This window comes from Alteromonas sp. G5_S2_22_S1 (assembly GCF_054968525.1).
On the sequence record NZ_JBQKUJ010000002.1, the window covers coordinates 231,080 to 257,455 of the forward strand.

Here is a 26,376-nt window from a genome sequence, read left to right on the forward strand (position 1 = left end):
ACGCAAGCGTGATAAAACCAGTATAAGCTTGGGTTACACATCATAATTATCCAAACCTGGAGAAATGTGGATGAGCAATGTATCTGTAGATGCAACAGAGTCTGCACACAATGAAAACCAGCCAGAAAACAACACCCGTCGTCGGTTCTTGACCGTTGCCACGTCGGTAGTTGGTGGTGTAGGTGTCGTTGGTGCTGCTGTGCCTTTTATTGCGTCCTGGAATCCGAGCGCCAAAGCGAAAGCCGCCGGTGCTGACGTTGAAGTAGATATCAGCGGGATTGAGCCTGGACAGTTAGTACGTGTAATGTGGCGAAGCAAGCCTGTATGGATTGTACGTCGTACGCCAGAAATTCTTGAAGAATTAGGCACTCACGAAGATAAGCTGAAAGATCCTAACTCTGAAGCTGAGCAGCAACCTACTTTTGCTCAAAACCGTTTTCGCTCAATGAAAGAAGAATACCTGATTCTAGTGGGTATTTGTACGCACCTTGGTTGCTCTCCACAGCACCTTAAAGATGGCGCTTTCGAAGAAGTGGTTGAAGGCGTACCAGATGGTTTCTTCTGCCCGTGTCACGGGTCTAAGTTTGATATGGCAGGACGTGTATTCCAAAACGTACCGGCACCATTAAACCTAGTTGTGCCGCCTTATCAGTTCGTTGATGACAACACCGTTATCATCGGCTCAGAAGCGGAGGTTGCTTAACATGAATGCTTTCCTAGGTTGGATTGAAGAACGCATCCCATTGATGCGCGTTGCGAACATGCACGCCCTTCAATATCCTGCTCCAAAGAACATGAACTTTTGGTACGTGTTCGGTTTCCTAGCTACTATCGTTTTGGTAAACCAAATTGTTACTGGTATTTGGTTGACTATGAACTTCGTTCCATCTTCAGAAGGCGCGTTCGCTTCTGTTGAATACATCATGCGTGAGATCGACTACGGTTGGATCATCCGTTACATGCACAGTACTGGCGCATCGGCGTTCTTTATTGTGGTATATCTACACATGTTCCGCGGCATGATTTATGGTTCTTACCAAAAGCCTCGTGAGCTTCTATGGGTGTTTGGTATGTTTATCTACCTAGCGCTTATGGCAGAAGCATTCATGGGTTATGTACTGCCTTGGGGACAAATGTCTTACTGGGGTGCGCAGGTAATCGTATCACTGTTTGGTGCTATTCCTGTTGTAGGTCCTGACCTTGTTATCTGGCTTCAGGGTGACTACGTTATCTCTGGCGCTACGCTTAACCGTTTCTTCGCACTTCACGTAATTGCGCTGCCTCTGGTTATCGTTATTCTTGTGTTCCTTCACATCATCGCTCTTCACGAAGTGGGCTCTAACAACCCAGACGGTATTGCGATTAAGCACAAGAAAGGCTCACTGCCTGAGTCTGAGAAGACTAAATATGAAATTCACGAGTACTACACAAGCAAGTACGACATTGCTGATGACGTGTTACCGTTCTTCCCGCACATTGTTCTTAAAGACCTTGTGGCGTTCTGCGTGTTCTTAGCACTATTCACTTATGTGCTGTTCTTTGCCCCTGAAATGGGTGGTAAGTTCCTGGAACACCCTAACTTTGAAATTGCTAACCCGCTGAAGACTCCTGCGCACATTTTCCCTGTTTGGTACTTCACGCCGTTCTACGCCATTTTGAAAGCGGTACCTGATAAGCTGTTCGGTGTACTTGCCATGTTTGGTGCTATTGCTGCGCTATTTGCTCTGCCTTGGGTTGACCGTGGTCGCGTTAAATCATGGCGCTATCGCTGTGGCCTACACAAAGTAAACCTAATTGTGTTCGCTATCGTGTTTGTTTTCCTTGGTTACCTAGGTGGTACGCCGCAAGAAAACTGGAAAATCATTGCCTCGCAAATCGCAACAGTAATGTACTTCGGTTTCTTCATTGCACTGTTCCTATACAGCAAAAACGAAAATACTAAACCAGTGCCAGAGAGGATTTCTAAATGAAAAAAATGATGTGCTTTTTAGCCTTCTTCCTACCTGGCGTCGCGTTTGCGGCAGGCGGGAACGTACACCTAGATGAAGCGCCTATCGATTTGACTGATAAGGCGTCTTTACAACGCGGTGCACAGTTGTTCATGAACTACTGTTTGGGCTGTCACTCAATGAAGTATCAGCGCTATCAGCGTTCATTCCAAGATTTGGGTATTCCTGATGAACTAGGCCAAGAGTATTTGCAGTTCACGGGTGACAAGGTGTCTGACTATATCACTCGTGCAATGCCTGAAGAGGCAGCAGCAGGGTGGTTTGGTGCTGCTCCACCAGATCTAACGCTAGTGGCTCGTGTTCGTGGTGAAGACTGGATTTACACTTACCTGCGCTCTTTCTATGTTGACGAAAGCCGCCCGTTTGGTGTTAATAACACAGTGTTCCCAGAAGTGGGTATGCCACACGTGCTTCAGCCACTTCAAGGTACGCCAACGCGCACTTATGAAGAGCAAATGGTTGATGGTGAGATGGTCAAGCGTTATGTAGGCATTAAGTCAGATGGTACTGGCGCAATGTCTCCTGACGAGTACGACCAAGCCGTTGCCGATATCGTGAACTTCTTGGAGTACACAGGTGAGCCTGCGAAACTTGAATCTCACAAAATCGGTAAGTGGGTGCTTATCTTTATCGCAGTATTGTTCGTATTTGTTTACTTATTGAAGAAAGAATACTGGCGAGAAGTGCACTAATCGCACAGATTTATGTATAATATGAAAAGGGGGCTTCTCGCCCCCTTTTTTTGGTATTTACTCGTGCTACCTGAAAACCCTTTTGTATAGGGTGTTCAGGTAGCACGAGTTAACGTAATAAGCTTACCGTTTGTAAGCGTAAACTTGTTTCTCGACGGAGGAAATTGAATGGCCGTAGCCGCGAATAAACGTTCTATTATGACGTTGTTCTCTGACACAATTGATATTTATAGCCACCAGGTGCGTATTGTGTTGGCAGAAAAAGGTGTGGGTGTTGAAATCAGCTACACAGATCCTAGCAACCTGTCTGAAGATCTGTTGGAGTTAAACCCTTACGGTACTGTTCCAACTCTAGTTGATCGCGAGCTTGTACTTTACAAGTCGCACATCATCATGGAATACCTTGATGAGCGTTTTCCTCATCCACCACTTATGCCGGTATATCCAGTATCTCGTGGTCAAAGCCGCCTGATGATGCACCGCATTGAACAGGATTGGTACTCACTTGCAGCTCGAATTTTCCGTGGCGAAGGTGACGTTGAAGCAGCACGTAACGATTTACGTGAAGCTTTGTTATCACTAGCTCCAGTATTTGGTGAAATGCCTTATTTCATGAGCGAAGAGTTCAGCTTAGTTGATTGCTACCTTGCTCCGCTATTATGGCGTCTACCTGCGTTAGGTATCGAATTGAACGGTGCTGGCAGCAAAGAAATTAACGCTTACATGAACCGCATTTTCTCTCGCAGTTCGTTTAAAGCGTCTTTGACTGACCAAGAGCGCGAGATCCACAACCCGCTATGACATCTATGACGTCAAACCAGCCCTATTTACTTAGGGCTTTTTATGAGTGGATTGTCGATAACGACCTAACGCCGTACATTGTGGTTGATGCCATGAACGAGTTGGTAGAAGTACCACAAGAGTTCGTAAAAGACGGTCAAATCGTCTTGAACGTATCGCCAAGTGCGTGTGTTAACTTTTCTCTTGATTTAGATGGCCTGTCGTTTCAAGCACGCTTTTCTGGGCAACCTAGAAGATTAAGCATGCCATGTGAGGCGGTAATGGCCATTTACGCGCGAGAAAACGGCGCGGGTACTGTGTTCGCGACAGAAGAAGATGTAGCGCGTGCTCAGCAAGAGCGCAGTGAAGAGCCTGAAGACTTATCACAACCAAGCGGTCCAACCTCTTTAGAAGACGCTGACGCAAGTGACGTGCAAGACGCGCCTGTACCACCTAAAAAGGGTAAGCCTACCCTTAAAGTTATTAAATAGCGGATTGAGCCGCTCGTATGGCCGCGATTTAAAAACTTTGTGAGTATTGAATTAGCCTGGCTTTGTGAAGCTTTTCGCGTAAGCAGAGCCAGCTATTATCCCTTCCATTATCCCTAACAGATACTTCACTTTAAACTCAAAGCACCTGTTCTACGCGTCGCTAATTGTTGTTGAACTATAAAATCTAAGAGTTGATAAAGTAAACACTATTGAAAACGGTGGGCAGCTGGTACAAACCGTATAGGGAGTAGATTACAGGCTCAATATCAACGGGCATACTGCCGAATCGCTTAGTGGCTAAGCAAGTATTTAACACCAGCTATTCTTCAAGCCTAGACTCAAATTAAAAATAAAGTTGCCGTACCTAGGAAGGCGAAAATACCGACTACATCGGTAATAGTGGTTAAGATAACGCTACCTGCTAGTGCCGGGTCTATTTTAAGACGCTTCATGATCATCGGTAATGTTGCGCCCGCTAACGCCGCAGCAATCATGTTTATCATCATGGCAAACGCAATGATAATGCCCAGCATGTAATCTTGTTTCCAGAGCGCAATGACAGAGGCAATTAAAATAGCCCATATAGCGCCATTTAAAAAGCCTATCGCGATTTCTTTACTGATCAGCCAGCGCGAGTTACTGGCATTAACGTGACCTAACGCCATACCGCGAATAACAAGGGTTAGGGTCTGGTTTCCTGCTACGCCGCCCATGCTTGGCACAATAGTGTTCAAAATAGCTAATACCGCTAATTGACTTAGCGCCGCTTCAAATAAGTCACTTACCATTGCAGCCATTAGCGCAGTAACAAGGTTTACTGCCAACCATACCGATCTGCGCTTAGTACTTTGCATGACGGGGGCAAAAGTATCTTCGTCGTCATCTAGACCCGCCATACTCATCATCGAGTGTTCGGCGTCTTCGCGAATGATATCTACCACGTCATCAATGGTAATTCGGCCCACCAGCCGGTTGTTTTCATCAACCACTGGCGCTGATAGCCAGTTATAGCGCTCGAACAGACTGGCGACTTCGTCATCAGGCATATTTACCGGAATGGCTTCCGACTCTTCATCCATGACTTCTGATACCTTATTATCGGTTTCAGCGGTCAGTAAACGCGCTACAGGAACAATACCAACCAAGTTATCGGTTCGGTTAACTACGTAAAAGGTATCGGTGTTTTCCGGAAGCTCCCCTTTCAATCGAATATAGCGCAGTACCACATCAACCGTGACGTCAGGTCGTAAGGTGATGGTATCTGTGTTCATGATGAAACCAGCGGTCTCTTCACCATAAGATAGGGCTTGTTCTGCACGTAAACGGTCTTGCGCATCCATTGAGTCGAGAATGTCGGCAAGAACGGGCTCTGGCAGGCTGCTTAGCGTTTCGGCTAAGTCGTCGGTGTCCATCTCTTCAAGTGCATCAACCACATTGGCCGGAAGCATCTTGGTAATAATACCGTTTCGTACATCATCAGACAGTTCCTCTAAGATGTCGCCGTGAAAGTCGCTATCAATGAGTTCCCATAATTCGTCACGGGTTCTACTCGGGCTCGATTCCAGTATGTGGGCGACATCAGAAGGGGGAAGTTCAAGCAGAAGCTTACGTACTGAGACAAACTGACCGTTAGTCAACGCGGCATTAAGGGCGCGTAACTGGGTTTGTACGTATTTAGAAACAAGCGCTTCTGCCATAAGGCGTTATTCCTACCTGCTATTAAGATGAACGGTGAAGGCTTTAAAGCCTAAGTGGGCGTAGAATATCGCAATTACGATGAGTCTGTCATGAAAATTGCGTGGCTTTTGCGCAGTATAACTATAAAACGGCGCTAAACGTTTAATAAGTAATCAGGTGACGGATTTAAACTATTCGTCTTCGTTAAACTTACCTTCTATGAGCTCTTCAATGGCAGCAAGGGCGTCAACATCATCGTTTCCATCTACAATAACATCTACTTGTTCACCTTGATGGCTTTCCAGCATCATTAAACCAAGAACGCTGCTGGCGTCAGCCTCTTTATCGCCTTTCTTTAAAATAATTTTGGCGTCGAACTGATTGGCAAGCTTCACTAATTGGGTCGCTGCTCTTGCATGTAATCCCAGCTTATTTACGATGGTTAGCGTTTTTTTAATTGTCATTACTGGTTTAGCTCTCGATGGCGAATTTGTACATCTGGGTGTATTTCGCTGAAGGTTTTCGACAGAGTTTGGGCAATATACACAGAGCGGTGTTGCCCGCCTGTACAGCCAATAGCGACTGTTACGTAACTTCTGTTGTTGCGCTCTAAATGAGGTAGCCAGGTGGTAATTAAATTCTGAATTTGCCAGATGAACTTGGTAACAACGGGTTGAGAGCCTAAGAAAACCTCAACGGGCGCATCAAGCCCTGTTAGGTGCTTCAGGTCAGGCTCCCAGTGAGGATTAGGTAAAAAGCGCGCATCAAAAACATAATCGGCATCTTTCGGAATACCGTGTTTGAAGCCAAAAGATTCAAACACCAGCACTAAGCGGGAGCTTTTCTTACCGAGTATTCGCTCGCGTATCAACTCAGCAAGTTGGTGAATAGTCAGTTTGTCTGTATCTAAATACAAGTCTGCCCGTTCAGCGATAGGGGCTAGCAAGGCTGACTCTGCCCTTATGGCTTCAGATAGAGACTTATTGAGCTTCGCAAGGGGATGCAGACGTCGGGTTTCGCTGAAGCGTTTTACCAGCACATCATCGCTGGCATCGATATAGACAATGGTCATTGACCACGATGACGGAAGATAATCTAAAATTTCTACCAGATCATCAGGGTTTTTCGGCAAGTTACGCACATCAATGCTCACCGCCACTTGGTCGTATTCATCAACAACAGTGTGGGTTAGGGTAGGAAGTAGGTTTACAGGAATGTTGTCAACGCAGTAGTACCCTAAATCTTCCAATGCGCGAAGTGCGACAGACTTACCAGACCCCGAACGACCACTGATTATAATCAGCTTCACCTAACTTCTCCCAAATCTTCTGGTTTTATCGCATACGCTTTATTGTCTTAAGCGCCTTGGTCACGACCTCGCTAAGGCGCTTAAATCTTTAACTTAGTGCAGAAAGAATATCATCGCTTGTACTGGCACGACGTATCGCTTTAATCGTTTCTTTATCGCTTAGTTTACCGGCTACCGTGGCCAATGTTTGTAGATGGCCTTCGGTTTGCTCTTCAGGAACAAGTAACGCGAAAAATATATCTACCGGCTTTTCATCGAGCGCGTCAAAATTAATGGCTGGCGTACTGGTGACAACAATAGCTATCACCTTTTCTAAACCTGGCAAGCGCCCATGTGGTAACGCAATGCCATTGCCGATTCCGGTACTACCCATACGCTCTCGAGACATCAAACTATTAAGTACCGTTGCCTGATCGATGTTCTCGTTATTTTTGGCAGCGATATCTGCGATGATCTCAAGAATTCGTTTTTTACTATTACACTGAACCGCACACTCGGTGCGGTCCAGACTTACGATGGCTTGTATATCCATACTTATTTAACTACTAATGTTTTTTCAGTTTTTCCTTATGCTTGATTACCTGCCGGTCGAGTTTATCAACCATGCTGTCAATCGCCGCATACATGTCGGTATTTTCTGAGGATGCGAATACTTCAGCGCCACTTAAATGAACGGTCGCTTCGGCTTTTTGATTTAATTTTTCAACGTTCAGGATGACATGCACATTAGAAATGTGATCAAAGTGACGTTCAAGTTTGCTGAACTTCGTATCGACATAATTACGCAAAGAGTCGGTGATTTCGACATGATGACCAGTAAGGTTGATTTGCATATTTCGTCTTCCTTATATTATTAAGCCTGTTTAAATTAGGCTCTTGCGTTGGTTCGACGGCGGGATCGACAATGATTCCCGGTATTTTGCTATTGTTCGCCGGGCAACTTTAATGCCTTGTTCGGCCAACAATGAAGCAATCTTGCTATCGCTTAGTGGCTTGCTCGGCTTTTCAGCCGCCACTAGCTTTTTGATCAATGCACGAATCGCGGTAGATGAGCACTCACCACCAGACTCTGTTGCTACGTGGCTAGAGAAGAAGTATTTCAATTCAAATATACCACGTGGTGTATGCATATACTTTTGCGTTGTGACGCGTGAAATCGTTGATTCGTGCATATCTACCATTTCTGCTACATCGTTAAGCACCATAGGTTTCATCATTTCCGGGCCATGTTCAAAAAAGCCCATTTGCTGTTGCACAATACAGTTTGCCACCTTCATTAAGGTTTCGTTGCGAGATTCAAGGCTCTTAATGAACCACTTAGCCTCTTGCATGTGTGAGCGGATGAATTGTGAGTCGCTACTATTTTTGGCACGACGACTCATTGCAGCGTATTGTTGATTTACGCTCAACTTAGGCAGGCTGTCGGGGTTAAGCTCAACCACCCAACGGCCATTCTTTTTGGCGACCGAGACATCAGGAATAACGTACTCAGGCTCTTTAGTAACTAAAGCACTACCTGGGCGAGGATTCAAGGTTTGTAATAAACGCATTGCCTCGCGCAGCTGATCTTCCTTCAAGCGGCTCTTACGCATTAACGTGCGATAATCTTTACTGCTTAATAGGTCTGAATATTCTTCTATAAGCTGTTTGGCTTCGTTAAGCCATGGTGTGTCTTCTGAGAACTGGCGCAGTTGCACCATTAGACATTCCTGCGGCGAGCGGGAGCCCGAACCAATGGGGTCGAACATCTGAATACGCTTAAGTACGCATTCTATTTCGTCCATTTCTATAGGCTCTTCCATATCCTCAGAGTTTACCGCGTCAAGAATGTCTTCAAGGGTCACGGTTAAATAGCCAGACTCGTCAATAGAGTCGATAATTGCCGTAGCAATGGCGCGGTCAGTATCTGAGAAATGGGTCAATCGCATCTGCCACGACAAATGTTCCTGAATATCCTCGGTGGTTTCGCCTTGAAATATTTGTTCATCGTCATTTGAAGGACCTGGCGCTGGGGCCGATGACGCTGAATAGTATTCATCCCATGTGCTGTCGATAGGCAATTCATCGGGAAGGTCGTTTTTTTCTAACGCGTCACCCGCTTCCAATGTATCGCTAGACGCTGTCGCAGACGCTTCTGTCACGCTATCGTCGCTATCGATATTATTTTTTTCTACTTGCGGCTCGTCGTTACCTTCTTCAACTTCCAATAAAGGGTTTGAATCGAGGGCTTCTTGAATCTCCTGCTGAAGATCAAGCGTAGATAGCTGCAGCAGTTTTATCGCCTGCTGAAGCTGGGGTGTCATGGTAAGTTGTTGGCTAAATTTTAGCTGTAAAGATGGTTTCATCTACGTCTTATTTAAATGCTCTAAATTGAATACACCAGAGCGAAATTGAAAAATGACAATTCAGTTACACTAACTATAGCCTGAATTGTTCGCCTAGGTATACATCCCTTACTTTTTGATTACTTAAAACCTGTTCCGCTGTTCCTTGCGCGATAAGCTCGCCATGACTCACAATGTACGCTTTCTCACAAACATCCAATGTTTCTCGCACGTTATGGTCGGTGATAAGGATTCCAATACCCCTATCTCGAAGATGCTGTATTATCTTCTTTATATCATTAACTGATATTGGATCAACACCAGCAAACGGTTCGTCTAATAAAATAAATTGCGGATTAGCTGCTAGTGCGCGTGCTATTTCAACACGCCGTCGTTCACCACCGGACAAACTCATCCCTGTACTATTACGTATATGGTTAATATTAAATTCATCAAGTAGCGCGTCAGCTTCTTCTTCCTGCTGCTGTGAATTTAAATCTTTACGGGTTTGCAAAATGGCCATGATATTTTCATGTACCGTAAGCTTTCTGAAAATTGATGCCTCTTGCGGAAGGTAGCCAATTCCGCGGCGTGCACGCTCGTGCATGGGCTGATGAGTAAGCTCATTATCATCAATTTCAATCTTGCCTTTATCCAGGTTAACCAACCCCACAATCATATAAAATGTAGTGGTCTTACCAGCGCCGTTAGGCCCAAGTAAGCCAACAATTTGACCCGTCGAGACAGAAAGGCTGACGTCGCGTACTACCTGACGCGATTTATATGCCTTAGCAAGGTTGGTTGCGCTCAAAGTTGCCATTGCTATTGATTGTCCCCACTGTCTTTATCTTCTTTCTTCGATGATGCCTTGCGAATGGATTCAGGAGTAAATACCGTAGTCACTCGACCTTCTCCATTTTCGCCCGCACCACCAGTAGCAAGTAACTGCTCAGTAATCATGTCGAAAGTAATGTTGTCACCTTGCACTTTACTGGTGTCTTGTTGAAGTTCCGCGTTTCCTGAAAGAGAAATCGTGCGATTGATCACCTCATAACGAATTTCGTTTGCCTTAGCAGACACCGGAGTACCGTCTTCTAGTGTTTGAGAATAACTGGCTGGCTTTCCTCTGGCGATAAAAATTTCGCGGCCACTACCTTCACTCGCGATAACTTCCACTTCGTCGGCTTCAATTACCAGCGAACCCTGGGTAATCAGTACATCTTCTTTATACAACGCCGTTTTATTTTTACCGTCGATAAATTGAGTATTTGAGCCTATTTTAATGGGCTGCGAAAAATCATCTTCGCTTGCGTTTACCGCACCGCTAGCGATGACAAGTAAAAGGCTAGTTGCTAGGGGAATAAGTGGTTTGTACATGATCTAAAAGCTCGTATTCTTGTGTGCGTAAATTCGCGTTAAACCCATTGCTCAAAATGACATATTGGGTACCCTGTATTTCAACGACTTGATCAGATGTCATTTGTTTGGTGTCTAAATTAATCTGAATGTATTCGGTTGAGAGGCTTTTGACAAAGTCATCGCTGGTTTGGTTCTCGATAACAACCTGGTTTTCTAATTGAATCAGATCGTTGTTGTAGAGCGTTCCTTCTTGCGCCGTCACCACCCAAGGAGACGTAGCGTTCTCAGTATACAGTGTATACTTGGGCTGTTGGAACAATACAAAACCTAGCTGGTCGTAGTGCTCCATTGATTCGGCAAATACCTTGTGGTTTAACTCGCCTTCTTGGTTGTAAAGGGTAGTGGTCAAGTTCTTCGCTTTATAGGCAGGTTTTAAGGCGCCATTCTCGCTGCTGCCTTGTGATTCTGGCTGCTCTTCCATCCACGTAGGTACATACATCAGCAACGCCAAGATAAACAGCGCCGATATACTTAAGCCTAAGCGATTAAAGCCAAATTGGCTCATACACTTGCTCCAAAAATCTCATTCGCTACGCCTTTGGCGTGTAAAATAGTATCTGATATCTCGCGCACCGCGCCAAATCCGCCTGGCAAGGTGGTTATCCAGTTCGCTTGTTTTGCCACGAAAGGGTGTGCGTCGGCAACCGCTATTTTAATCGCCACATGCTTATACATGCCGGTATCAGGCATGTCGTCGCCCACCGCGGCAACCTCGTCAGCGCTTAAACCAAGATTTTCTATCAATGTGCTCAATGCGTCAGCTTTGTTTTCTTCACCTTGAATAATGTGGGCTACGTTGAGCGCACTCATTCTGTTTTCTACAATTGCGGAACGACGCCCGGTAATAACCGCTACGTTAACACCGTTACTGACTAGGGCTTTCACCCCATAACCATCACGAGTATGGAAAGCTTTCAGTTCTTCACCGTCGTTGCCTAAATAAATTCGACCGTCTGAAAACACGCCGTCCACATCACATACCAATAACTTAACGTTAGCCAGCGCATCGAAAAGCCCGTCATCCATTTCTGTGTACAAGGTTGTTGTCATTTATAGCACTCCAGCTTTAAGTAGCATATGCATGTTAAACGCGCCCACTGGTTTGCGCTCGTTATCCGTGACCATTAATGCACTAATCTTATGAGTTTCCATTAAGTTTAATGCTTCGACAGCAAGTTGTTCGGCTGTGGTTGTTTTACCGCCTTTGGTCATAACACTTTCGACGGTTGCGCTATGTACGTCAATGCGAGCATCTAAAATGCGCCGTAAATCACCGTCAGTAAATACGCCTGTTAGGGTACCATCAGTGTCAAGCACCCCAGTCATTCCTAGCCCTTTTTTAGAAATTTCGAGCAAAGCATCAGCCACCGATGCGTTTAACTCGATAAGCGGAATATCACTGCCAGTTAGCATGATGTCCCGCACCTTAAGCAACAGTTTACGCCCTAAGCTTCCCCCAGGGTGTGATAACGCAAAATCATCAGACGTGAACCCTTTCTGGTCAAGTAACGCAACGGCAAGCGCATCCCCCATTACTAATGTAGCCGTGGTGCTAGTAGTTGGAGCTAGACCAAGTGAACAGGCTTCTTTCTCAACGCTAATATCAAGGATGACATCAGCATGCTGCCCTAGCGAGCTTGAAGCACTGTTGGTCATGGCTACCACTGGAATACCTAAGCGTTTGACTACAGGCAATAAGTTTACAAGCTCATTGGTTTCACCAGAGTTGGATATGGCTAATAAAACATCGCCTTTGCCCAACATTCCTAGGTCGCCGTGATTGGCTTCACCAGGGTGCATAAAAAAAGCAGGTGTACCTGTGCTAGCCAGCGTGGCGGCAATTTTATTACCTATATGCCCAGATTTCCCCATACCGCAAACCACAACCTTTCCCTGACAGGCAAAAAGAATATCGCAGGCTGTAATAAAGTCGTCGTTTAAACGCTCACTTAAATTGGCAATGGCCTGCGTTTCAATTTCAATAACGCGCTTCGCCGAGTCGATATAGTTCATCTGAGTTTGTGTATTCATGGTTATCCGAACAGCCAAAATTGGTAGCCGATAAAGCAGGCCAGAAATAAGCATCCGTTTGTTCTTGATATTGTACGCTTTCCTATTAAATCGAAACTGAACAGGAACAGTAATAGCGTTAAACCTAACATAACGTACATATCGCGATTATAAACGTCGGGGTCTAATAAACCGGGAGCAATGAGGCCAGGCATACCTAGCACAGCCAGCAAGTTGAAAATATTAGAGCCTATTATGTTGCCCAGCGCTAGGTCGTCTTCACCCTTTAATACGCCTGCTATACTCGCAGCAAGTTCAGGAAGACTTGTGCCCAATGCGATTATTGTTAAGCCTATGACTAGGTCTGATATTCCCATATATCGCGCAATTTCTACCGCAGAGTTTACTAAAAAGTGTGCACTTAAAGGTAATACAACAAGACCAACGCCTATCCAAATCAGCGCAGAGGTATTAGATACGCCTTTTGGAATCTCATCAGCGGTCTCTGCAACAAGGGGGTCTTCTTTATCAACCTGTAGTGACAACCATGCCATCATTGCCAGCACGAAAATGAATAGACCCAGCAAGATAATTCCTTCGTAAGACTTGAGTTCGCCGTCGAACATAAAGCCAATAGCAATTAATGAGATGATAAGAAGAGCAGGGAGTTCACGCTTTAACGTTGTAGATGACACTAGTAGCGGTTTAACTAGCGCGGTAATGCCTAGCACCAGAGCGATATTCGTTATATTGGAGCCTAATGCATTACCTACGGCGGTATTCATATTGCCATTCGCAGAGGCAATGGCAGAAACCACAATTTCAGGTGCCGAAGATCCCATAGCGACAATCGTTAACCCAATCATCATTGGAGATATGCCAATGTTTTTTGCTAATGCCGAAGCACCGTATACAAAACGGTCAGCGCTCCAACTCAGTATAACCAGCCCTACAATAAAAATGACGATGTTTAAAAGCACAACAACCTGTAATAAAAAGTATTTCGCTTGATTGTCGCAAAAAGAGTGCCATTTGCCTATGCTCGCAATGCTTTATTTTTAGCAAATAGGGTTAAATGCCGTAAATTCCCGCTGAAGAGGACATTAGACGCGGGGGCAGGCAGTAGAAATACCACATTCAGTTTCAGTTAATAAACAGGGAAATAGGATAGGAGTTGCGTGTGGGGATTTGCTTCGCTTGTTTCGCAGGGCTTAGGCAGGCCGCACTTAAACCCGAAAGACCTTACATTCGTCTTAATCGAACATAACTTGTAACTTTTTGACTTTGGCGAGGGTCTTGAAAACGCGTACAATGCCACAAAATTACACCGCCTAGTAAATAGAATTAGCCGGTTGGGTTAATAAACTACACTGCAGAGTAAACTTTCTCGGTATTTTGTGTTCTTAAAGTACACTATTGAGTATACTTTAAGGGCAATAGGTGCCGCAGGCATAGAAATTGAATACTCAGGTTGCTTGTATTCACTTAATAAATATTAAAGTAGGCCGTGAGTATGATTCTTACAGCCATAAACTTACGTCAGGGGTCGACATTTAAGTAACTATGGATCATTTAGTTGAAGTAGATAACCTAACCTTTAAGCGTGGCGATCGCATCATTTACGATGAGATTTCGCTTAAGGTACCCAAAGGTAAAATTACCGCGGTAATGGGGCCAAGTGGAATAGGTAAAACCACCTTGTTGCGCCTTATCGGCGGGCAGTTAACGCCAGATCAAGGCGACGTTAAGTTCGATGGCGACTCTATTGTTTCCATGTCGAGAAAATCGCTGTATGAAACCCGACGTAGAATGAGCATGTTATTTCAAAGCGGCGCGCTTTTTACCGATATGAGCGTATTTGATAATGTGGCATTTCCTCTTCGAGAGCACACCAAACTAAGCGAAGATATTATTGCAACGATTGTCGCATTAAAGCTACAGGCTGTAGGTTTACGCGGTGCCGCTCAATTAATGCCAAGTGAACTTTCAGGCGGTATGGCAAGACGTGCAGCACTCGCTCGCGCAATCGCGCTTGACCCTGACTTAATTATGTACGATGAGCCTTTCGCCGGGCAAGATCCTATTTCGATGGGAGTACTGGTGAAGCTTATTCGCGAGCTCAATGATGCGCTTAACTTAACAAGCATTGTCGTAACTCATGATGTAACAGAAGTGCTCACCATTGCTGACTACATTTATATTCTGGCCGACAAACGCGTCATTGGTGAAGGCACGGCCCAAGAAATTAAAGAAAGTGACTCCGAACTGGTTCAACAGTTTTTGAAAGGAAAAGCGGATGGCCCCGTGCCTTTTCATTATCCTGCGCCTGATTTAAAAACGAGTTTTTTGGGAGCAGATAAATGAAGTTCTTTCAATCAACTGGGGCCAAGACCATAGGCAAGATAACGGCGATTGGCCGTGCGGCGCTTATGTTATTCGGCGCACTAATCGCGATTCCTAGAGCTAAAAATATTCCACTGACAATCAAACAGCTTTATGTGGTCGGTGTACAGTCGCTACTTATTATCATGGTGTCGGGACTATTCATCGGTATGGTTATGGCCCTACAAGGCTACACCATTTTGGTTGATTATGGCGCTGAAGGAAGTTTGGGCCCCATGGTGGCCCTGTCTCTTTTACGGGAACTCGGGCCGGTGGTTACCGCGTTGCTGTTTGCAGGTCGAGCAGGCTCTGCATTGACCGCAGAAATAGGCTTAATGAAAGCCACTGAACAGCTGAGTAGCTTAGAAATGATGGCGGTAGACCCACTAAGGCGTATCGTTGCCCCACGTTTTTGGGCCAGCATGCTCGCTATGCCAATGCTTGCCATTATTTTCAGTGCGATTGGTATTTTAGGCGGTCATTTAGTAGGTGTCGACTGGCTTGGCGTTGATGCCGGCAGCTACTGGTCAATCATGCAGTCAACGGTGGATTGGAACCAAGATGTCATTAACGGCGTAATAAAAAGCCTCGTGTTTGCCTTGGTTGTGACGTGGATTGCCATATTTAAAGGTTACGATTCTGTTCCAACGTCGGAAGGGATCAGCAAAGCGACTACTGAAACGGTAGTCTATTCATCATTAGCAGTATTAGGGCTGGACTTCGTGCTAACCGCCCTTATGTTTGGTATCGAGTAGGGGATTGGAATGAGTAAGTATAAAACGGAAGTAATGGTTGGTGTGTTTGTCATGCTTACTATAGGTGCATTGTTATTATTGGCACTTAAAGTGGCAAACCAAACGGTGGCTACCGAAGGCGATACCTATACCTTATACGCGAAGTTCGACAATATTGGCGGCCTAAAACCACGTTCAGCGGTAAAAGTGGGTGGTGTAACAGTAGGGAGAGTTTCATCAATTTCACTCGACCAAGAAGATTTCACGCCGGTGGTAGAGCTGTCTATTTTAAATGAATACAACGGCTTTCCTGAAACCAGTTCGGTGTCTATTTTAACCTCTGGTTTACTCGGTGAGCAGTACGTAGGTTTCCAGCCTGGGTTTTCTTTTGATGGCGTCGCTAACCTACAAGACGGCGATTACCTTCAAGATACAAAGTCTGCATTAGTACTGGAAGACCTTATCGGGCAGTTTTTATTTAACCGCGGTAGCGACGAAGACTAGTTATTGCAACCGCGACGGATGAGCTATAAGCCGTCGCTTAAAAATTACAGAGGCTTGATGAAACAAAATCGATAATTGTCAGGTCTGCTTAAAAGAGTTTGAAGTTAGGAGAGATATTTTGAAAAAAATTATGGTAGCAATTGGCATCTTTATGATGTCTGTAGCGGGTGTAGCCAATGCACAAGACGTGAACGAGCAAAACCCTTATGAACTTGTTCAAGATGTGGCAAACCGAACCTTTGACCGCATTAAAGCTAACCAAGATGCAATTAAAGCTGACCCTGAAATGTTGCGTACTATTATGCAAGAAGAACTGGTTCCGCATATCGATTACAAATTTGCCGCTTTTATGGTGCTAGGTAAGCATTTTAAGTCTGTGCCGCAGGAAAAAATGGGGGAGTACATTAGCGTATTTCGTCAGTATCTGGTAACAACGTATGCGGTAGCAATGGGTTACTACGATAACCAAGAAGTTATTTTTGAGCCTGAATCATCGTTTGATGATAAAAAGTCGGTGACAGTACGCGCCGTGGTCCAAGATCCAAAACGCCCGGAAATTAAAATAGCGTTTAAAGTGCGCAAAGACAGCAAGACCAACGAATGGAAAGCGTACGACATGGTTGCTGAAGGTATCAGCATGCTTAACAGCAAACGCAGCGAGTTCGAGTCAATCCTGCGCCAAGAAGGCATTGATGCGGTTATTGCGCTAATGCGCGATAAAATTGGTAAGCCTGTGGAGCTTAAGCAAGACGAGCCTATCGAAATCAAGGGAGAGGCTGAGTGAGCCTATTTGAGGTAAACGATAAAGGTGACGTGGTTGTTCACGGTCACCTTGACCGTGATACGCTGTCTAAAAACTTCTGGGAAAGCCTAGCGAGTAGTGAGCGCAACACGTTAGTTCAAAACCAACGTTGTTCAGTTGATTTGAGCGATGTAGAGCGTGCAGACAGTGCGGGTTTAGCTTGGCTTATTAATGCCGTTAGGGATGCAAAGCAAAATGGTGTTAGCATAACCCTTCATAAAATGCCGGAAAAGTTGCACAAGCTTGCAAAAATTAGCAACGCCGATGGCTTTTTACCCGTAGAATAAACACCAGTTAGCGAATAAAGAAGTAAGTTATGGAATTGTCTGAAATTGAAAAAATCTTGAAAGATGCCTTAGATCTTCACGAAGTCCACGTAAAAGGTGAAGGTTCGCATTTTAATATCATTGCAGTGAGCGATGCGTTTAATGAAATGAGTCGCGTAAAGCGCCAGCAGGCCGTGTATGCGCCTTTGGCGGATAAAATTGCAGACGGTAGTATGCATGCAATTACTATCAAGACGTTTTCAGTGAAAGACTGGGAGCGTGAGCGCCAGTTTAATATTCCTCAATAATAGGCGCTGCTCGTGGATAAACTCGTAATTAAAAAAGGCCCAGCCTTAAACGGAACTGTGCGTATCTCCGGCGCTAAAAACGCGGCGTTACCATTGTTGATGACAAGTTTGCTTACTGACTCTCCTTGTCGCTATACCAATGTTCCTCGCCTTCGCGATATTAACACTACTACCGCGCTGTTGCGTGAGCTAGGCGTTGAAGTTGCGCTTCCTGCTCCTAACGATATTGTTATAGATGCCAGTACACTTGAAAGCGTAACGGCGTCTTACGATCTTGTGCGTACTATGCGTGCGTCAATTTTAGTACTAGGCCCGCTTCTCGCGAAGCAGGGTAAAGCAAATGTATCATTACCGGGTGGCTGTGCCATTGGAGCTCGCCCTGTAAACCTTCATTTAACTGGCCTTGAAAAAATGGGCGCAAAAATTGAAGTGGACGAAGGTTATATTCGCGCTGAAGTTGATGGTCGCCTTAAAGGCGCGCGTATCTTTATGGATATGGTGAGCGTGGGCGCCACGGAAAACTTACTGATGGCAGCGGCACTGGCTGACGGTACTACCATCCTAGAAAACGCAGCACGTGAACCGGAAATTGTTGACCTAGCAAACTGCCTTATTCAGATGGGCGCTAAAATTAGCGGTGCCGGAAGCGATAAAATTACTATCGAGGGTGTGGAAACACTCAATGGTTGTGATTATGCCGTGTTGCCTGATCGCATTGAAACAGGGACTTTCTTAGTGGCGGCTGCCGTCACAGGTGGCAAAGTTCGCTGCACAAATGCTGCGCCAGATACTCTTGATGCCGTGCTTGATAAGCTAGAACAAGCCGGAGCAAAAATTACCACAGGTGAAGACTGGATTGAACTCGACATGGAAGGGCGGAAGCCTCAAGCTGTAAGAGTTAAAACCGCACCGCACCCGGCATTTCCAACCGACATGCAGGCGCAGTTTGTTACCTTAAACTGTGTTGCCGAGGGCACGGGCGTAATTACGGAAACGATTTTCGAAAACCGCTTCATGCACGTACCTGAACTGCAGCGTATGGGGGCTGAAATTGCGCTTGAAGCTAACTCTGCGGTATCGAAAGGCAGCTCAAGCCTTAAAGGCGCACCCGTGATGGCAACAGATCTTCGCGCGTCGGCAAGCTTAGTGATAGCGGGGCTTATTGCCGAAGGTGAAACTCATGTAAACCGCATTTACCACTTAGACCGTGGTTACGAAGCAATAGAAGAAAAGCTAGGCGGGTTGGGTGCCATTATTGAGCGCGTTAAAGAGTAATACCCACAACTTATAAGAATGCTAAAAAAAGCGCCAGTATATCCTACGAGGCGCTTTTTTCGTGCCTTATTACTATTGCCCTGCGCGAAGCTCACCCACTGTAGCGGTAAGTGTTAACGAACGCCCATCGCGGCTCAATTCAATTTCAAGCTCTGTGCCAGGTTCTGTTTCAGCAATCATATCCAGCGTTTTCGATGCACTTTCTAAGCGTACGCCATCTATTGCCACTATAATGTCTCCTGGGCGTATACCCGCCACGTCAGCAGGGCTACCTTTCGCTACCGCTGACACATCAATGCCAGGGCGGTTGCGGTTCTCTCCACCCACAAAGCCTAGCTGGCCGCGTATAACTCTGCCGTTACTAATAATTTCATCCATTACGCGCTTGGCTAACTCGTAAGGTACCGCAAAGTTAATGCCGTCTACGTTGCGAACACGGTTATTTGAATCAAGTACCTGGAAGTTGGCGTTGGTAATGCCTAGCAAAATACCGTTACTGTCTACTAATGCACCGCCGGAATTTCCTTGGTTCAACACCGCATCGGTTTGGATAAAGTCTACGTAGTTTGAAAGCCCGTTACGACCAGCTCTACTTACAATACCTTGAGTAATGGTTTGGCCTAAATCAAACGGGTTACCAATTGCCATGACGACGTCGCCAACGTGGGTATCAGGTTCAGCGACTTGTGGAATAATATGTAGGTTATCAGCGGTAACTTTTAACACTGCGAGGTCGGTTAGTGGGTCGGTACCCACAATTTGCGCTTCTAGTATACGCCCGTCTTGCACTGCTACATAGATACTGTCGGCATCCGCTACTACGTGATGGCAGGTAAGCAAATAGCCGTTTTCTGTCATGATAACCCCGGAGCCCAGATTGGTGCGCCCACGGGATTGATTGCGAAATAGCCCCGAGCCATTTTCGATGCTAACACTGTAGATATTGACCACAGCAGGTGCTGAGCGGCTTAACGCAGAAAAGTAGCTTTCGCGACTAGCGCTAACGGATGACTCGTTAAAGAAGCCTTGTGCCAGACCTTTACCTTGGCGAAGCTCAGGTAAAAAAATCAATAGCAAAGCAGCAACGGCAACGCCGAGGATCACAGATTTTAGTAAGAAGTTTATTATTGAGCGGCCAGTCACAAGTCACACTTATTGTTGTCTGTCGCACTTACTCCATACGTACCGTTATTGGGGTACTACTTCACAAATTAAAAGCGCAACGTTCTTGAATTATCTTTATTAGTGTAAAGGATATCACTTTATTCACTAAACTACCGTAATGAAACGCAAATTTTGTGTAACTCAAAGAGTCTGGTTATTTCTGTAGAAAGAGGTTTTGCGAACCGTTTCAGTAAACCTTGAATTGCTAAGGTAAAAATAAAAACGGCGCTTTAATAGCGCCGTTTGATCAATAAGTTAAACGTTACCTAAATGAAAACTACTGCCTAATAACTAAGTATAAAGTAGAGTTTCCGCGTTTCACGTTAAGCGCGATAACGCCTTTAGCTTCATCAAGGGCATTTCTAAACTCGGCCACTGTAGACGTGCGCACTCGGTTAACACCAATAATAACGTCATCGGACTGTAGCCCAATTCTTGCCGCTGGCGCACCGCGTTCAATATCAGACACTACAACACCTGCATTACCTGCATCATCGGCTCCGTTAGAAAGGGTTGCACCTTCAAGGGCCGGGTGGATTTGCGCTGCCGTAACCGTAGTATCGGTAGCATCGTCAAGTACCACATCAACATTCATTTTCTTACCTTTACGCATTACGGTAAGTTCAACTTCAGCACCTGCTCCCATGCTTGCGATTTTCGCGCGTAGCTCTTGGAAACTGTGAAGTTGACGGCCATTGATGGCAGTAATGATGTCACCCGCTTGTAGGCCTGCTTTCTCTGCTGCTGATTCTGGCTGAACTTCGCTAACGAATGCGCCAATATTCACTTCGGCATTCATTGCTTCAGCTAGGCCTGCGTCAATATCGCTACCCAGAATACCGAGCAGGCCGCGACGCACTTCACCAAACTCAGCTATTTGGTCAACAAGACTCTTCATCATATTGGCAGGGATGGCAAAACCGATCCCTACGTTTCCGCCGTTAGGGCCGAAAATAGCGGTGTTGATACCAACCAATTCGCCGTGAAGGTTAACCAGTGCGCCACCTGAATTACCGCGGTTGATGGCGGCATCTGTTTGAATGAAATCTTCGTAACCGCCAATGTTAAGACCTGAACGGCCCAAGGCGCTTACAATGCCCGACGTTACGGTTTGAGAAAGACCGAATGGATTACCAATGGCGACTACAAAGTCACCTACGCGCAGGCCGTCAGAATCGGCAAGAGGGAGGGCTTTTAAATCATCGGGTTCGATTTTTAGAAGCGCAATGTCACTTTGTTCATCAGAACCCAGCTTTTTCGCTTTAAATTCGCGACCGTCGGTTAGCTTAACGGTAATTTCATCGGCGTTATCGACTACGTGGTTGTTGGTAACGACATAGCCCTTGTCGGCATCGATGATAACGCCAGAGCCAAGGCCTCTAAAGGGGCGCTCTTGAACTTGCTCTTGGGGAGCGCCGAAGAAGTAGCGAAACATTTCAGGTACGCGTTGACGTGAGGTCTGCGTACCCTCAACTGCAATACTGACTACCGCAGGGGTAGCTTCTTCGAGCATGGGCGCTAAAGACGGCACTTCATCTTTTGAATCAGAAAAGAACGGTAACGCCGCCTGCGTGCTAGCAGTAAAGCCCAGTGAACTTACAACAACGGCAGACGCCAATAGACAATGGCGGAAAGACATTTTCATGTTCGCTTACACTCCTTCATGTTATATGCGACATAGCATGGTTTCAGTAAAAGAGTCCGACGTCGTAATAAAGTTCCCGATGTTACTGTTTTTCTGCGTTATTCTGCTCAGAACCGCCGACGAACAACCCCGAACCTGAGTTTGCGAAGTCTTTCGGCTGGGTATCAGAAACACGATTAACTTTAGACTTATCTGACCCTTTCAGATTATTACGTAAATAGGTAGTAGCCTGTTCCCCGTAAAAAGGAACTTTGCTGTCTTCTTCATCACCGCCTTGTTCTAGCAGTGTTTCGTACTCTTCAATTTGTTGCTTTAGCGTTTCGCACTGGCTTTCAATGCTTTCTAAGCTTTGACGCGTTTGATGAATGTGATGCTGTGCCTGCTGTGCGAGGATCTCTTTCACTTGCTTCTCAGTTTGTGCAGCATTACCTGCGCCCTGCTTTTGTTGAAAAAAGCGACCTGCGAAAAAGCCAATAATTAAGCCAACAACTAACAAAGCAAGAGATACTAACAATTCCATTATATTCTCCGAATAAATCTACATCGTGCAGCCGACCTTTACTTCTACGATCTAAAAGCTGCTTTCGACCATATGCTGAATATAGCAAGGTCGAACCCGAAAAGCGCATACATAGTGACATTTATTCAGTGTATGTCGAATTTCAATGTGAGATTCTACCGTGATTTCCATTAAAATTAAGGTCATAATTGAGAAATTCAAGCAGGTCGGTGCAGCGTGCGCCGCTATTGACTTTTGTACGGAGTGGTTTCGGCGATGACGCCATGGGAAAAATATCAGCTAGATCTTAAGTCGTCTGATTTTCATTACGACGCGGCACAAGAAAATGCAGTAAAAGAACTTCAACGTTTGTTTGATGAACTAACCCAGCCTGAAAAGAAAATGACGTGGCGGGTAAAGTTAAAAGCAGCATTTGGTAAAGGCCATGCAAAACCGGGCATACAAGGTATTTACTTTTATGGTGGTGTAGGGCGAGGCAAAACCTATTTGGTGGATACCTTCTACGACTGCTTACCGTTTGAAAAGAAAATGCGTGTGCATTTTCACCGCTTTATGTACCGCGTTCATGACGAGCTCAAACAGCTTAAAAACGCCCAAGACCCGCTGAAGCTAGTAGCTGAAAAATTAGCAAAAGAAGCGCGAGTGATATGCTTTGACGAGTTTTTCGTGTCTGACATTACCGATGCCATGATTTTAGGTACGCTAATGGAAGAGCTGTTTGGCCATGGTATCGTGCTGGTGGCAACGTCGAACATTGTACCCGATGACTTGTATAAAAACGGGCTACAACGAGCGCGATTCTTACCAGCAATTGACCTGCTCAACCAAAACACTCGGGTGGTGAACGTAGACAGCGGTATTGATTATCGTCTAAGAACCTTAGAACAAGCTGAAATTTATCATTACCCACTTGATGAAGAAGCCACCGAGAACCTGCATAGCTATTTTGTCCAGCTAGCGCCAGAGGAAGGGTCGAAGGACGAAGATATTGAAGTAAATAACCGCAAAATTAGTACCCTGAGAAATGCTGACGGCGTGCTTATGATTGATTTTAATGCGCTATGCGGTGGGCCTCGAAGCCAAAGTGACTATATTGAACTAAGCCGTTACTATCACTCGGTATTGCTCGCCAATGTAAAAGAGATGGGGCAACACAATGACGATGTAGCAAGACGCTTTATCGCCATGATAGATGAATTCTACGAACGCAATGTAAAACTGATAATATCCGCAGAAGTTGCACTTGAAAGCCTTTATACAGAGGGCTTGCTCAACTTTGAATTCAGACGATGCTTGAGCCGATTAAAAGAAATGCAGTCCCACGATTACCTAGCCACAGAGCACTTGCCATAGGCACAAGTGTGTGGGGTCAGAGTACATTTAGTACTGAATGAAAACGTAAAGGCAACATGCCAGCTTCCTTTCTAAGGGCATTCACATTGGTATTAAACGAAAATTAAGGTAGAATTTCGCACAATTTTTCTGTGTCGCTAGGCAAAACTCCAAGGCTTGCCATTGCGCGGCACGGTAGCCCGATAAAACCCAACGCAGCGTTCTAATTGCGAGAAAGAGAATTTTAAGATGGGAAGAGCATTCGAAGTACGTAAAGCCGCCATGGCGAAAACCGCTGGCGCAAAAACTAAGGTTTATTCTAAATACGGTAAAGAAATTTACGTGTGCGCGAAAAACGGTGGTGCCGACCCAGACACCAACCTTTCACTTCGCCGCCTTATGGAAAAAGCGAAAAAAGATCAGGTTCCAAGCCACGTTATCGAAAAAGCAATCGATAAAGCGGCAGGTGGTGCTGGTGAAGACTTCCAGCCTATGCGCTATGAAGGTTTCGGCCCGGGCAACTGCATGGTAATTGTTGACTGCTTATCTGACAACGCAAACCGCACTATCACCGAAGTACGTAACTGCTTTACAAAAACTAACGCCAAGTTAGGTGCGCAAGGCGCGGTATCGCACATGTTCGACCACCAAGCTGTGTTCCAGTTTGAAGGTGACGATGAAGACGCTATCTTAGAAGTGTTAATGGAAGCAGACGTAGACGTCACTGACGTTGAAGTTGAAGACGGTAAAGTAACGGTTTATGCACCGCATACTGAATTTTACCAAGTGAGAACTGCGCTAACTGAAGCGTACCCAGACCTTAGCTTTATCGCAGATGAGATAAGCTGGATGCCGCAAACTGAAACTGAAATCAGTGAAGAAGACATGCCTATGTTCGAAAAATTCATGGACATGCTTAACGATTGTGACGACGTTCAAGACGTTTACCACAATGCGGTAACGCCTAGCTAAAAAGCGCACTATGTAGATGCTCAAAACCCTCGTTTATACGAGGGTTTTTTAATACACGTACGAAAAAAAAGTGCTTTGCAACAATGACGATTTTTCGGAAAAGCTTAATCTTGTGCTAAGGGCTCATATCTTAGAGATAAACGGTTTCGTATTTAATAGGCGCTAACTTTTTAAGAATGCGATTTTCTTGTTGATAAGTCAGACCCACATCGCGCATGGCGCCCTGCACGTATTCCACTAAAATATAGAATTCCCGCTCTTTGATATTTAGGTCTTTATGAGACTCTACCATGGACTTACCGTCATACTCGCAAGGCCCCCCAATAAGCTCGCACGTTTGCAAAACAAGCTGGTCACGCAAATGCTTTTTGGGAACCCCTTTAAAATAGTGACCAATTACAGGGTCTGTATAAATTCGCGTAATAGCTACGCCGTATATAGTATTAAGCGTTTTATGGCCGCCAATTTCATCATAAAGGCTTTGTTCAGGAGAAGTCGCGCACGCGCTGATTAAAGCGCCTAGAATCGCGGATACTGTTAACCTAATGCAATGTTTGATCATTGTATTCCCCTATCAAAAGTTGCCGTTAACCGAAAGGTAAAAGCCACTGGAGCTTTCTTGTAACGGTAAGTTACCTAAATCGACGTAAGCTGCCGTAATTGAAATAGATTTATTGGGGAAGTAAGCAATAAAGGCATCAACAACCGTATCTTCTTCGGCCAGCCCACCAAGTCGGTTAGTCTGCGTTCTAAACTCTGTTCCTATTGCGGTAGTTGGGCTAATTAACAGGGCCAATGAGCCTTCCCATTCAAGCTTTGCATTGTCGTTTTCTTCAGCACCGAACCCCAACAGACCAAACACATTGGCTTTTGTGTATCGAGCGGTTAGATTGGTAAGTAAATTGTAGCCTGATGGTGTACCTAACCATAATTTAGTAGCCGAAACGTAAACATCAGTGCCGCTATCGTCTTTTGCGCCTAACAGCAAAGGTACGCCGATCTCTGGAAGTGGAACGGTGCCATCTGGCAATGAAAGCGAACTGTCGAAATCTCTATTTTTCTTATACTGGGCACCTATCGCAACTTGTGGACCCCATGAGTTTTGCGTAAATACACCATCCCCAAATAATTTCACTTTCGCGCCCACGATATCTTGTTCGATAGTCGCACTGTTAGCGTTGGTCACCGCACCTTCTGTAAGTAGCGCAAAAACATTGCTGGTTAACCCTGCTGAAATATCTAAACGCTGGCGCTGTACGCTAATTTCAACGCGGTCAAACAGACTTATGCTTGCACCAGCAGTAGTGAGCGAGTAATCGTTCAGGCTTAAGTACTGAACATTGGCAGAATAACTTATCTCTTCTTTACTGGTGTACCCACCAATGAACGCCCATGGGGTTATACCGCCCCCCGCGGTGCCCTCGAACCCTGTAATTCCCCCTGAGGCTATTAAGCGAGAACCGCTTTGTGCAAATACTAGCGGCGAAATAAAAAATAGGGATAACAGCAAACGCTTTATCATAAGGTAAACCTAATTTATTCATGGAGTTATTTGAATTATCGTAATTCAGCATAGCGGTTAGCCCTCCCCTTGTGAAGTTAATCACAAAAAGGTTTTAATAACGCATTCCACGGTATTGGTTTAGAAAGATAATCCTCCGATGACGATAAAGCAGCTTTAAGAGGTTTTCCGTTTGTACTTAAACTTATTTTCAAATTTACTTTGAAACTGATTCATTTTTTATAGGGCTTATCAGTGAA

Annotated in this window: 31 protein-coding genes; 14 read left to right on the plus strand and 17 right to left on the minus strand. The window is 45.3% G+C overall.

Annotated features, from left to right (window positions below; all coding sequences use genetic code 11):
* Nucleotides 1–70 precede the first annotated feature (70 nt).
* The 5 genes from petA (at nt 71) to ACTRWF_RS03225 (ending at nt 3,972) form a co-directional block, all read left to right on the plus strand.
* Nucleotides 71–703 carry a ubiquinol-cytochrome c reductase iron-sulfur subunit gene (gene petA / locus ACTRWF_RS03205; protein WP_015066274.1) on the plus strand — a complete coding sequence of 211 codons (633 nt, stop codon included), beginning with the start codon at nt 71–73 and terminating at the stop codon, nt 701–703.
* A 1-nt stretch (nt 704) separates the two neighbouring features.
* Nucleotides 705–1,970 carry a cytochrome b gene (locus ACTRWF_RS03210; RefSeq protein ID WP_015066275.1) on the plus strand — a complete coding sequence of 422 codons (1,266 nt, stop codon included), beginning with the start codon at nt 705–707 and terminating at the stop codon, nt 1,968–1,970.
* On the plus strand, nt 1,967–2,701 hold the full coding sequence (locus ACTRWF_RS03215) for a cytochrome c1 (RefSeq protein WP_015066276.1): 735 nt from the start codon (nt 1,967–1,969) through the stop codon (nt 2,699–2,701). Before ACTRWF_RS03210 ends, ACTRWF_RS03215 begins: the two co-directional genes overlap by 4 nt.
* Before the next feature lie 168 nt (nt 2,702–2,869).
* A complete protein-coding gene (sspA, locus tag ACTRWF_RS03220; RefSeq protein ID WP_015066277.1) occupies nt 2,870–3,502 on the plus strand; it encodes a stringent starvation protein SspA in 633 nt (210 codons plus the stop codon).
* Nucleotides 3,499–3,972 carry a ClpXP protease specificity-enhancing factor gene (locus ACTRWF_RS03225; protein WP_015066278.1) on the plus strand — a complete coding sequence of 158 codons (474 nt, stop codon included), beginning with the start codon at nt 3,499–3,501 and terminating at the stop codon, nt 3,970–3,972. Before sspA ends, ACTRWF_RS03225 begins: the two co-directional genes overlap by 4 nt.
* Nucleotides 3,973–4,310: 338 nt before the next feature.
* Here ACTRWF_RS03225 and mgtE read toward each other — a convergent pair whose 3' ends face one another.
* The 12 genes from mgtE to ACTRWF_RS03285 all read right to left on the minus strand — a co-directional run bounded on the left by mgtE (nt 4,311) and on the right by ACTRWF_RS03285 (nt 13,691).
* Nucleotides 4,311–5,669: a magnesium transporter gene (gene mgtE / locus ACTRWF_RS03230; RefSeq protein WP_012517334.1), complete on the minus strand. Its 1,359-nt coding sequence runs from the start codon at nt 5,667–5,669 to the stop codon at nt 4,311–4,313.
* 171 nt (nt 5,670–5,840) lie between these two features.
* Complete coding sequence (locus ACTRWF_RS03235) at nt 5,841–6,113, minus strand: HPr family phosphocarrier protein (protein WP_012517335.1); 273 nt, start codon at nt 6,111–6,113, stop codon at nt 5,841–5,843.
* Entirely contained in the window at nt 6,113–6,958 is an 846-nt protein-coding gene (gene rapZ / locus ACTRWF_RS03240; RefSeq protein ID WP_012517336.1) for an RNase adapter RapZ, read from the minus strand. Before rapZ ends, ACTRWF_RS03235 begins: the two co-directional genes overlap by 1 nt.
* A gap of 88 nt (nt 6,959–7,046) precedes the next feature.
* Nucleotides 7,047–7,490: a PTS IIA-like nitrogen regulatory protein PtsN gene (ptsN, locus tag ACTRWF_RS03245; protein WP_020742938.1), complete on the minus strand. Its 444-nt coding sequence runs from the start codon at nt 7,488–7,490 to the stop codon at nt 7,047–7,049.
* A gap of 13 nt (nt 7,491–7,503) precedes the next feature.
* Nucleotides 7,504–7,791, minus strand: a complete 288-nt coding sequence (hpf, locus tag ACTRWF_RS03250) for a ribosome hibernation promoting factor (protein ID WP_012517338.1) — start codon at nt 7,789–7,791, stop codon at nt 7,504–7,506.
* Between the two features lie 30 nt (nt 7,792–7,821).
* Entirely contained in the window at nt 7,822–9,303 is a 1,482-nt protein-coding gene (locus ACTRWF_RS03255) for an RNA polymerase factor sigma-54 (RefSeq protein ID WP_020742939.1), read from the minus strand.
* A 73-nt stretch (nt 9,304–9,376) separates the two neighbouring features.
* Nucleotides 9,377–10,102: an LPS export ABC transporter ATP-binding protein gene (gene lptB, locus ACTRWF_RS03260; protein WP_012517340.1), complete on the minus strand. Its 726-nt coding sequence runs from the start codon at nt 10,100–10,102 to the stop codon at nt 9,377–9,379.
* A 2-nt stretch (nt 10,103–10,104) separates the two neighbouring features.
* Nucleotides 10,105–10,659: a lipopolysaccharide transport periplasmic protein LptA gene (gene lptA / locus ACTRWF_RS03265; RefSeq protein WP_020745391.1), complete on the minus strand. Its 555-nt coding sequence runs from the start codon at nt 10,657–10,659 to the stop codon at nt 10,105–10,107.
* Nucleotides 10,628–11,206 carry an LPS export ABC transporter periplasmic protein LptC gene (gene lptC, locus ACTRWF_RS03270; protein WP_012517342.1) on the minus strand — a complete coding sequence of 193 codons (579 nt, stop codon included), beginning with the start codon at nt 11,204–11,206 and terminating at the stop codon, nt 10,628–10,630. The genes lptA and lptC overlap by 32 nt, the downstream gene beginning before the upstream one ends.
* Nucleotides 11,203–11,751, minus strand: coding sequence for a 3-deoxy-manno-octulosonate-8-phosphatase KdsC (gene kdsC, locus ACTRWF_RS03275; RefSeq protein WP_012517343.1), 549 nt, complete (start codon nt 11,749–11,751; stop codon nt 11,203–11,205). The genes lptC and kdsC overlap by 4 nt, the downstream gene beginning before the upstream one ends.
* Entirely contained in the window at nt 11,752–12,732 is a 981-nt protein-coding gene (locus tag ACTRWF_RS03280) for a KpsF/GutQ family sugar-phosphate isomerase (RefSeq protein ID WP_020742942.1), read from the minus strand. It abuts the gene before it with no gap.
* Between the two features lie 2 nt (nt 12,733–12,734).
* Nucleotides 12,735–13,691: a calcium/sodium antiporter gene (locus ACTRWF_RS03285; protein ID WP_020745392.1), complete on the minus strand. Its 957-nt coding sequence runs from the start codon at nt 13,689–13,691 to the stop codon at nt 12,735–12,737.
* A gap of 583 nt (nt 13,692–14,274) precedes the next feature.
* On the opposite strand from ACTRWF_RS03285, the gene mlaF reads away from it, so the two are divergent.
* The 7 genes from mlaF (at nt 14,275) to murA (ending at nt 18,982) form a co-directional block, all read left to right on the plus strand.
* Nucleotides 14,275–15,075 (plus strand): phospholipid ABC transporter ATP-binding protein MlaF, encoded by an 801-nt coding sequence (mlaF, locus tag ACTRWF_RS03290; protein ID WP_012517346.1) that lies wholly within the window; start codon nt 14,275–14,277, stop codon nt 15,073–15,075.
* Nucleotides 15,072–15,848, plus strand: coding sequence for a lipid asymmetry maintenance ABC transporter permease subunit MlaE (gene mlaE / locus ACTRWF_RS03295; RefSeq protein ID WP_462835126.1), 777 nt, complete (start codon nt 15,072–15,074; stop codon nt 15,846–15,848). The genes mlaF and mlaE overlap by 4 nt, the downstream gene beginning before the upstream one ends.
* 9 nt (nt 15,849–15,857) lie before the next feature.
* A complete protein-coding gene (mlaD, locus tag ACTRWF_RS03300) occupies nt 15,858–16,331 on the plus strand; it encodes an outer membrane lipid asymmetry maintenance protein MlaD (protein ID WP_012517348.1) in 474 nt (157 codons plus the stop codon).
* Between the two features lie 118 nt (nt 16,332–16,449).
* The gene (locus ACTRWF_RS03305) at nt 16,450–17,115 is read left to right on the plus strand and encodes an MlaC/ttg2D family ABC transporter substrate-binding protein (protein WP_020745393.1); all 666 of its coding nucleotides are present in this window, start codon (nt 16,450–16,452) and stop codon (nt 17,113–17,115) included.
* The gene (locus tag ACTRWF_RS03310; RefSeq protein WP_012517350.1) at nt 17,112–17,420 is read left to right on the plus strand and encodes an STAS domain-containing protein; all 309 of its coding nucleotides are present in this window, start codon (nt 17,112–17,114) and stop codon (nt 17,418–17,420) included. The genes ACTRWF_RS03305 and ACTRWF_RS03310 overlap by 4 nt, the downstream gene beginning before the upstream one ends.
* A 29-nt stretch (nt 17,421–17,449) precedes the next feature.
* Nucleotides 17,450–17,707: a BolA family protein gene (locus ACTRWF_RS03315; protein WP_012517351.1), complete on the plus strand. Its 258-nt coding sequence runs from the start codon at nt 17,450–17,452 to the stop codon at nt 17,705–17,707.
* 12 nt (nt 17,708–17,719) lie between these two features.
* Entirely contained in the window at nt 17,720–18,982 is a 1,263-nt protein-coding gene (gene murA, locus ACTRWF_RS03320) for a UDP-N-acetylglucosamine 1-carboxyvinyltransferase (protein WP_024015749.1), read from the plus strand.
* 72 nt (nt 18,983–19,054) lie between these two features.
* Here murA and ACTRWF_RS03325 read toward each other — a convergent pair whose 3' ends face one another.
* From ACTRWF_RS03325 to ACTRWF_RS03335, 3 genes are all read right to left on the minus strand, one after another.
* Complete coding sequence (locus tag ACTRWF_RS03325; RefSeq protein WP_012517353.1) at nt 19,055–20,125, minus strand: trypsin-like peptidase domain-containing protein; 1,071 nt, start codon at nt 20,123–20,125, stop codon at nt 19,055–19,057.
* 298 nt (nt 20,126–20,423) lie between these two features.
* The gene (locus ACTRWF_RS03330; RefSeq protein WP_015066282.1) at nt 20,424–21,785 is read right to left on the minus strand and encodes a DegQ family serine endoprotease; all 1,362 of its coding nucleotides are present in this window, start codon (nt 21,783–21,785) and stop codon (nt 20,424–20,426) included.
* 88 nt (nt 21,786–21,873) lie between these two features.
* Entirely contained in the window at nt 21,874–22,311 is a 438-nt protein-coding gene (locus ACTRWF_RS03335) for a ZapG family protein (RefSeq protein ID WP_012517355.1), read from the minus strand.
* 255 nt (nt 22,312–22,566) lie between these two features.
* Here ACTRWF_RS03335 and zapE point away from each other — a divergent pair, with 255 nt between their 5' ends.
* Nucleotides 22,567–23,664: a cell division protein ZapE gene (gene zapE, locus ACTRWF_RS03340; protein ID WP_024015751.1), complete on the plus strand. Its 1,098-nt coding sequence runs from the start codon at nt 22,567–22,569 to the stop codon at nt 23,662–23,664.
* 228 nt (nt 23,665–23,892) lie between these two features.
* Nucleotides 23,893–24,615 carry a YebC/PmpR family DNA-binding transcriptional regulator gene (locus ACTRWF_RS03345; protein ID WP_012517357.1) on the plus strand — a complete coding sequence of 241 codons (723 nt, stop codon included), beginning with the start codon at nt 23,893–23,895 and terminating at the stop codon, nt 24,613–24,615.
* A gap of 130 nt (nt 24,616–24,745) precedes the next feature.
* On the opposite strand, the gene ACTRWF_RS03350 is transcribed toward ACTRWF_RS03345, so the two are convergent.
* Both ACTRWF_RS03350 and ACTRWF_RS03355 read right to left on the minus strand, forming a co-directional pair.
* Nucleotides 24,746–25,177, minus strand: a complete 432-nt coding sequence (locus ACTRWF_RS03350) for a group I truncated hemoglobin (protein WP_020745395.1) — start codon at nt 25,175–25,177, stop codon at nt 24,746–24,748.
* Nucleotides 25,178–25,189: 12 nt separating this feature from the next.
* Nucleotides 25,190–26,137: a DUF3034 family protein gene (locus ACTRWF_RS03355; protein ID WP_462835127.1), complete on the minus strand. Its 948-nt coding sequence runs from the start codon at nt 26,135–26,137 to the stop codon at nt 25,190–25,192.
* Nucleotides 26,138–26,376: the final 239 nt, after the last annotated feature.

Bases quoted from the DNA above. Each gene is read 5' to 3' on its own strand.
- sspA (WP_015066277.1), top strand. From the start codon at position 2,870: ATGGCCGTAGCCGCGAATAAACGTTCTATTATGACGTTGTTCTCTGAC.
- ACTRWF_RS03210 (WP_015066275.1), top strand. From the start codon at position 705: ATGAATGCTTTCCTAGGTTGGATTGAAGAACGCATCCCATTGATGCGC.
- zapE (WP_024015751.1), top strand. From the start codon at position 22,567: ATGACGCCATGGGAAAAATATCAGCTAGATCTTAAGTCGTCTGATTTT.
- ACTRWF_RS03235 (WP_012517335.1), bottom strand. From the start codon at position 6,113: ATGACAATTAAAAAAACGCTAACCATCGTAAATAAGCTGGGATTACAT.
- petA (WP_015066274.1), top strand. From the start codon at position 71: ATGAGCAATGTATCTGTAGATGCAACAGAGTCTGCACACAATGAAAAC.
- ACTRWF_RS03225 (WP_015066278.1), top strand. From the start codon at position 3,499: ATGACATCTATGACGTCAAACCAGCCCTATTTACTTAGGGCTTTTTAT.
- ACTRWF_RS03255 (WP_020742939.1), bottom strand. From the start codon at position 9,303: ATGAAACCATCTTTACAGCTAAAATTTAGCCAACAACTTACCATGACA.
- ACTRWF_RS03350 (WP_020745395.1), bottom strand. From the start codon at position 25,177: ATGATCAAACATTGCATTAGGTTAACAGTATCCGCGATTCTAGGCGCT.
- mlaF (WP_012517346.1), top strand. From the start codon at position 14,275: ATGGATCATTTAGTTGAAGTAGATAACCTAACCTTTAAGCGTGGCGAT.
- ACTRWF_RS03280 (WP_020742942.1), bottom strand. From the start codon at position 12,732: ATGAATACACAAACTCAGATGAACTATATCGACTCGGCGAAGCGCGTT.
- ACTRWF_RS03345 (WP_012517357.1), top strand. From the start codon at position 23,893: ATGGGAAGAGCATTCGAAGTACGTAAAGCCGCCATGGCGAAAACCGCT.
- lptB (WP_012517340.1), bottom strand. From the start codon at position 10,102: ATGGCAACTTTGAGCGCAACCAACCTTGCTAAGGCATATAAATCGCGT.
- kdsC (WP_012517343.1), bottom strand. From the start codon at position 11,751: ATGACAACAACCTTGTACACAGAAATGGATGACGGGCTTTTCGATGCG.
- ACTRWF_RS03330 (WP_015066282.1), bottom strand. From the start codon at position 21,785: ATGTCTTTCCGCCATTGTCTATTGGCGTCTGCCGTTGTTGTAAGTTCA.
- lptC (WP_012517342.1), bottom strand. From the start codon at position 11,206: ATGAGCCAATTTGGCTTTAATCGCTTAGGCTTAAGTATATCGGCGCTG.
- mgtE (WP_012517334.1), bottom strand. From the start codon at position 5,669: ATGGCAGAAGCGCTTGTTTCTAAATACGTACAAACCCAGTTACGCGCC.
- mlaD (WP_012517348.1), top strand. From the start codon at position 15,858: ATGAGTAAGTATAAAACGGAAGTAATGGTTGGTGTGTTTGTCATGCTT.
- ACTRWF_RS03215 (WP_015066276.1), top strand. From the start codon at position 1,967: ATGAAAAAAATGATGTGCTTTTTAGCCTTCTTCCTACCTGGCGTCGCG.
- ptsN (WP_020742938.1), bottom strand. From the start codon at position 7,490: ATGGATATACAAGCCATCGTAAGTCTGGACCGCACCGAGTGTGCGGTT.
- ACTRWF_RS03315 (WP_012517351.1), top strand. From the start codon at position 17,450: ATGGAATTGTCTGAAATTGAAAAAATCTTGAAAGATGCCTTAGATCTT.
- mlaE (WP_462835126.1), top strand. From the start codon at position 15,072: ATGAAGTTCTTTCAATCAACTGGGGCCAAGACCATAGGCAAGATAACG.
- ACTRWF_RS03335 (WP_012517355.1), bottom strand. From the start codon at position 22,311: ATGGAATTGTTAGTATCTCTTGCTTTGTTAGTTGTTGGCTTAATTATT.
- lptA (WP_020745391.1), bottom strand. From the start codon at position 10,659: ATGTACAAACCACTTATTCCCCTAGCAACTAGCCTTTTACTTGTCATC.
- hpf (WP_012517338.1), bottom strand. From the start codon at position 7,791: ATGCAAATCAACCTTACTGGTCATCATGTCGAAATCACCGACTCTTTG.
- ACTRWF_RS03355 (WP_462835127.1), bottom strand. From the start codon at position 26,137: ATGATAAAGCGTTTGCTGTTATCCCTATTTTTTATTTCGCCGCTAGTA.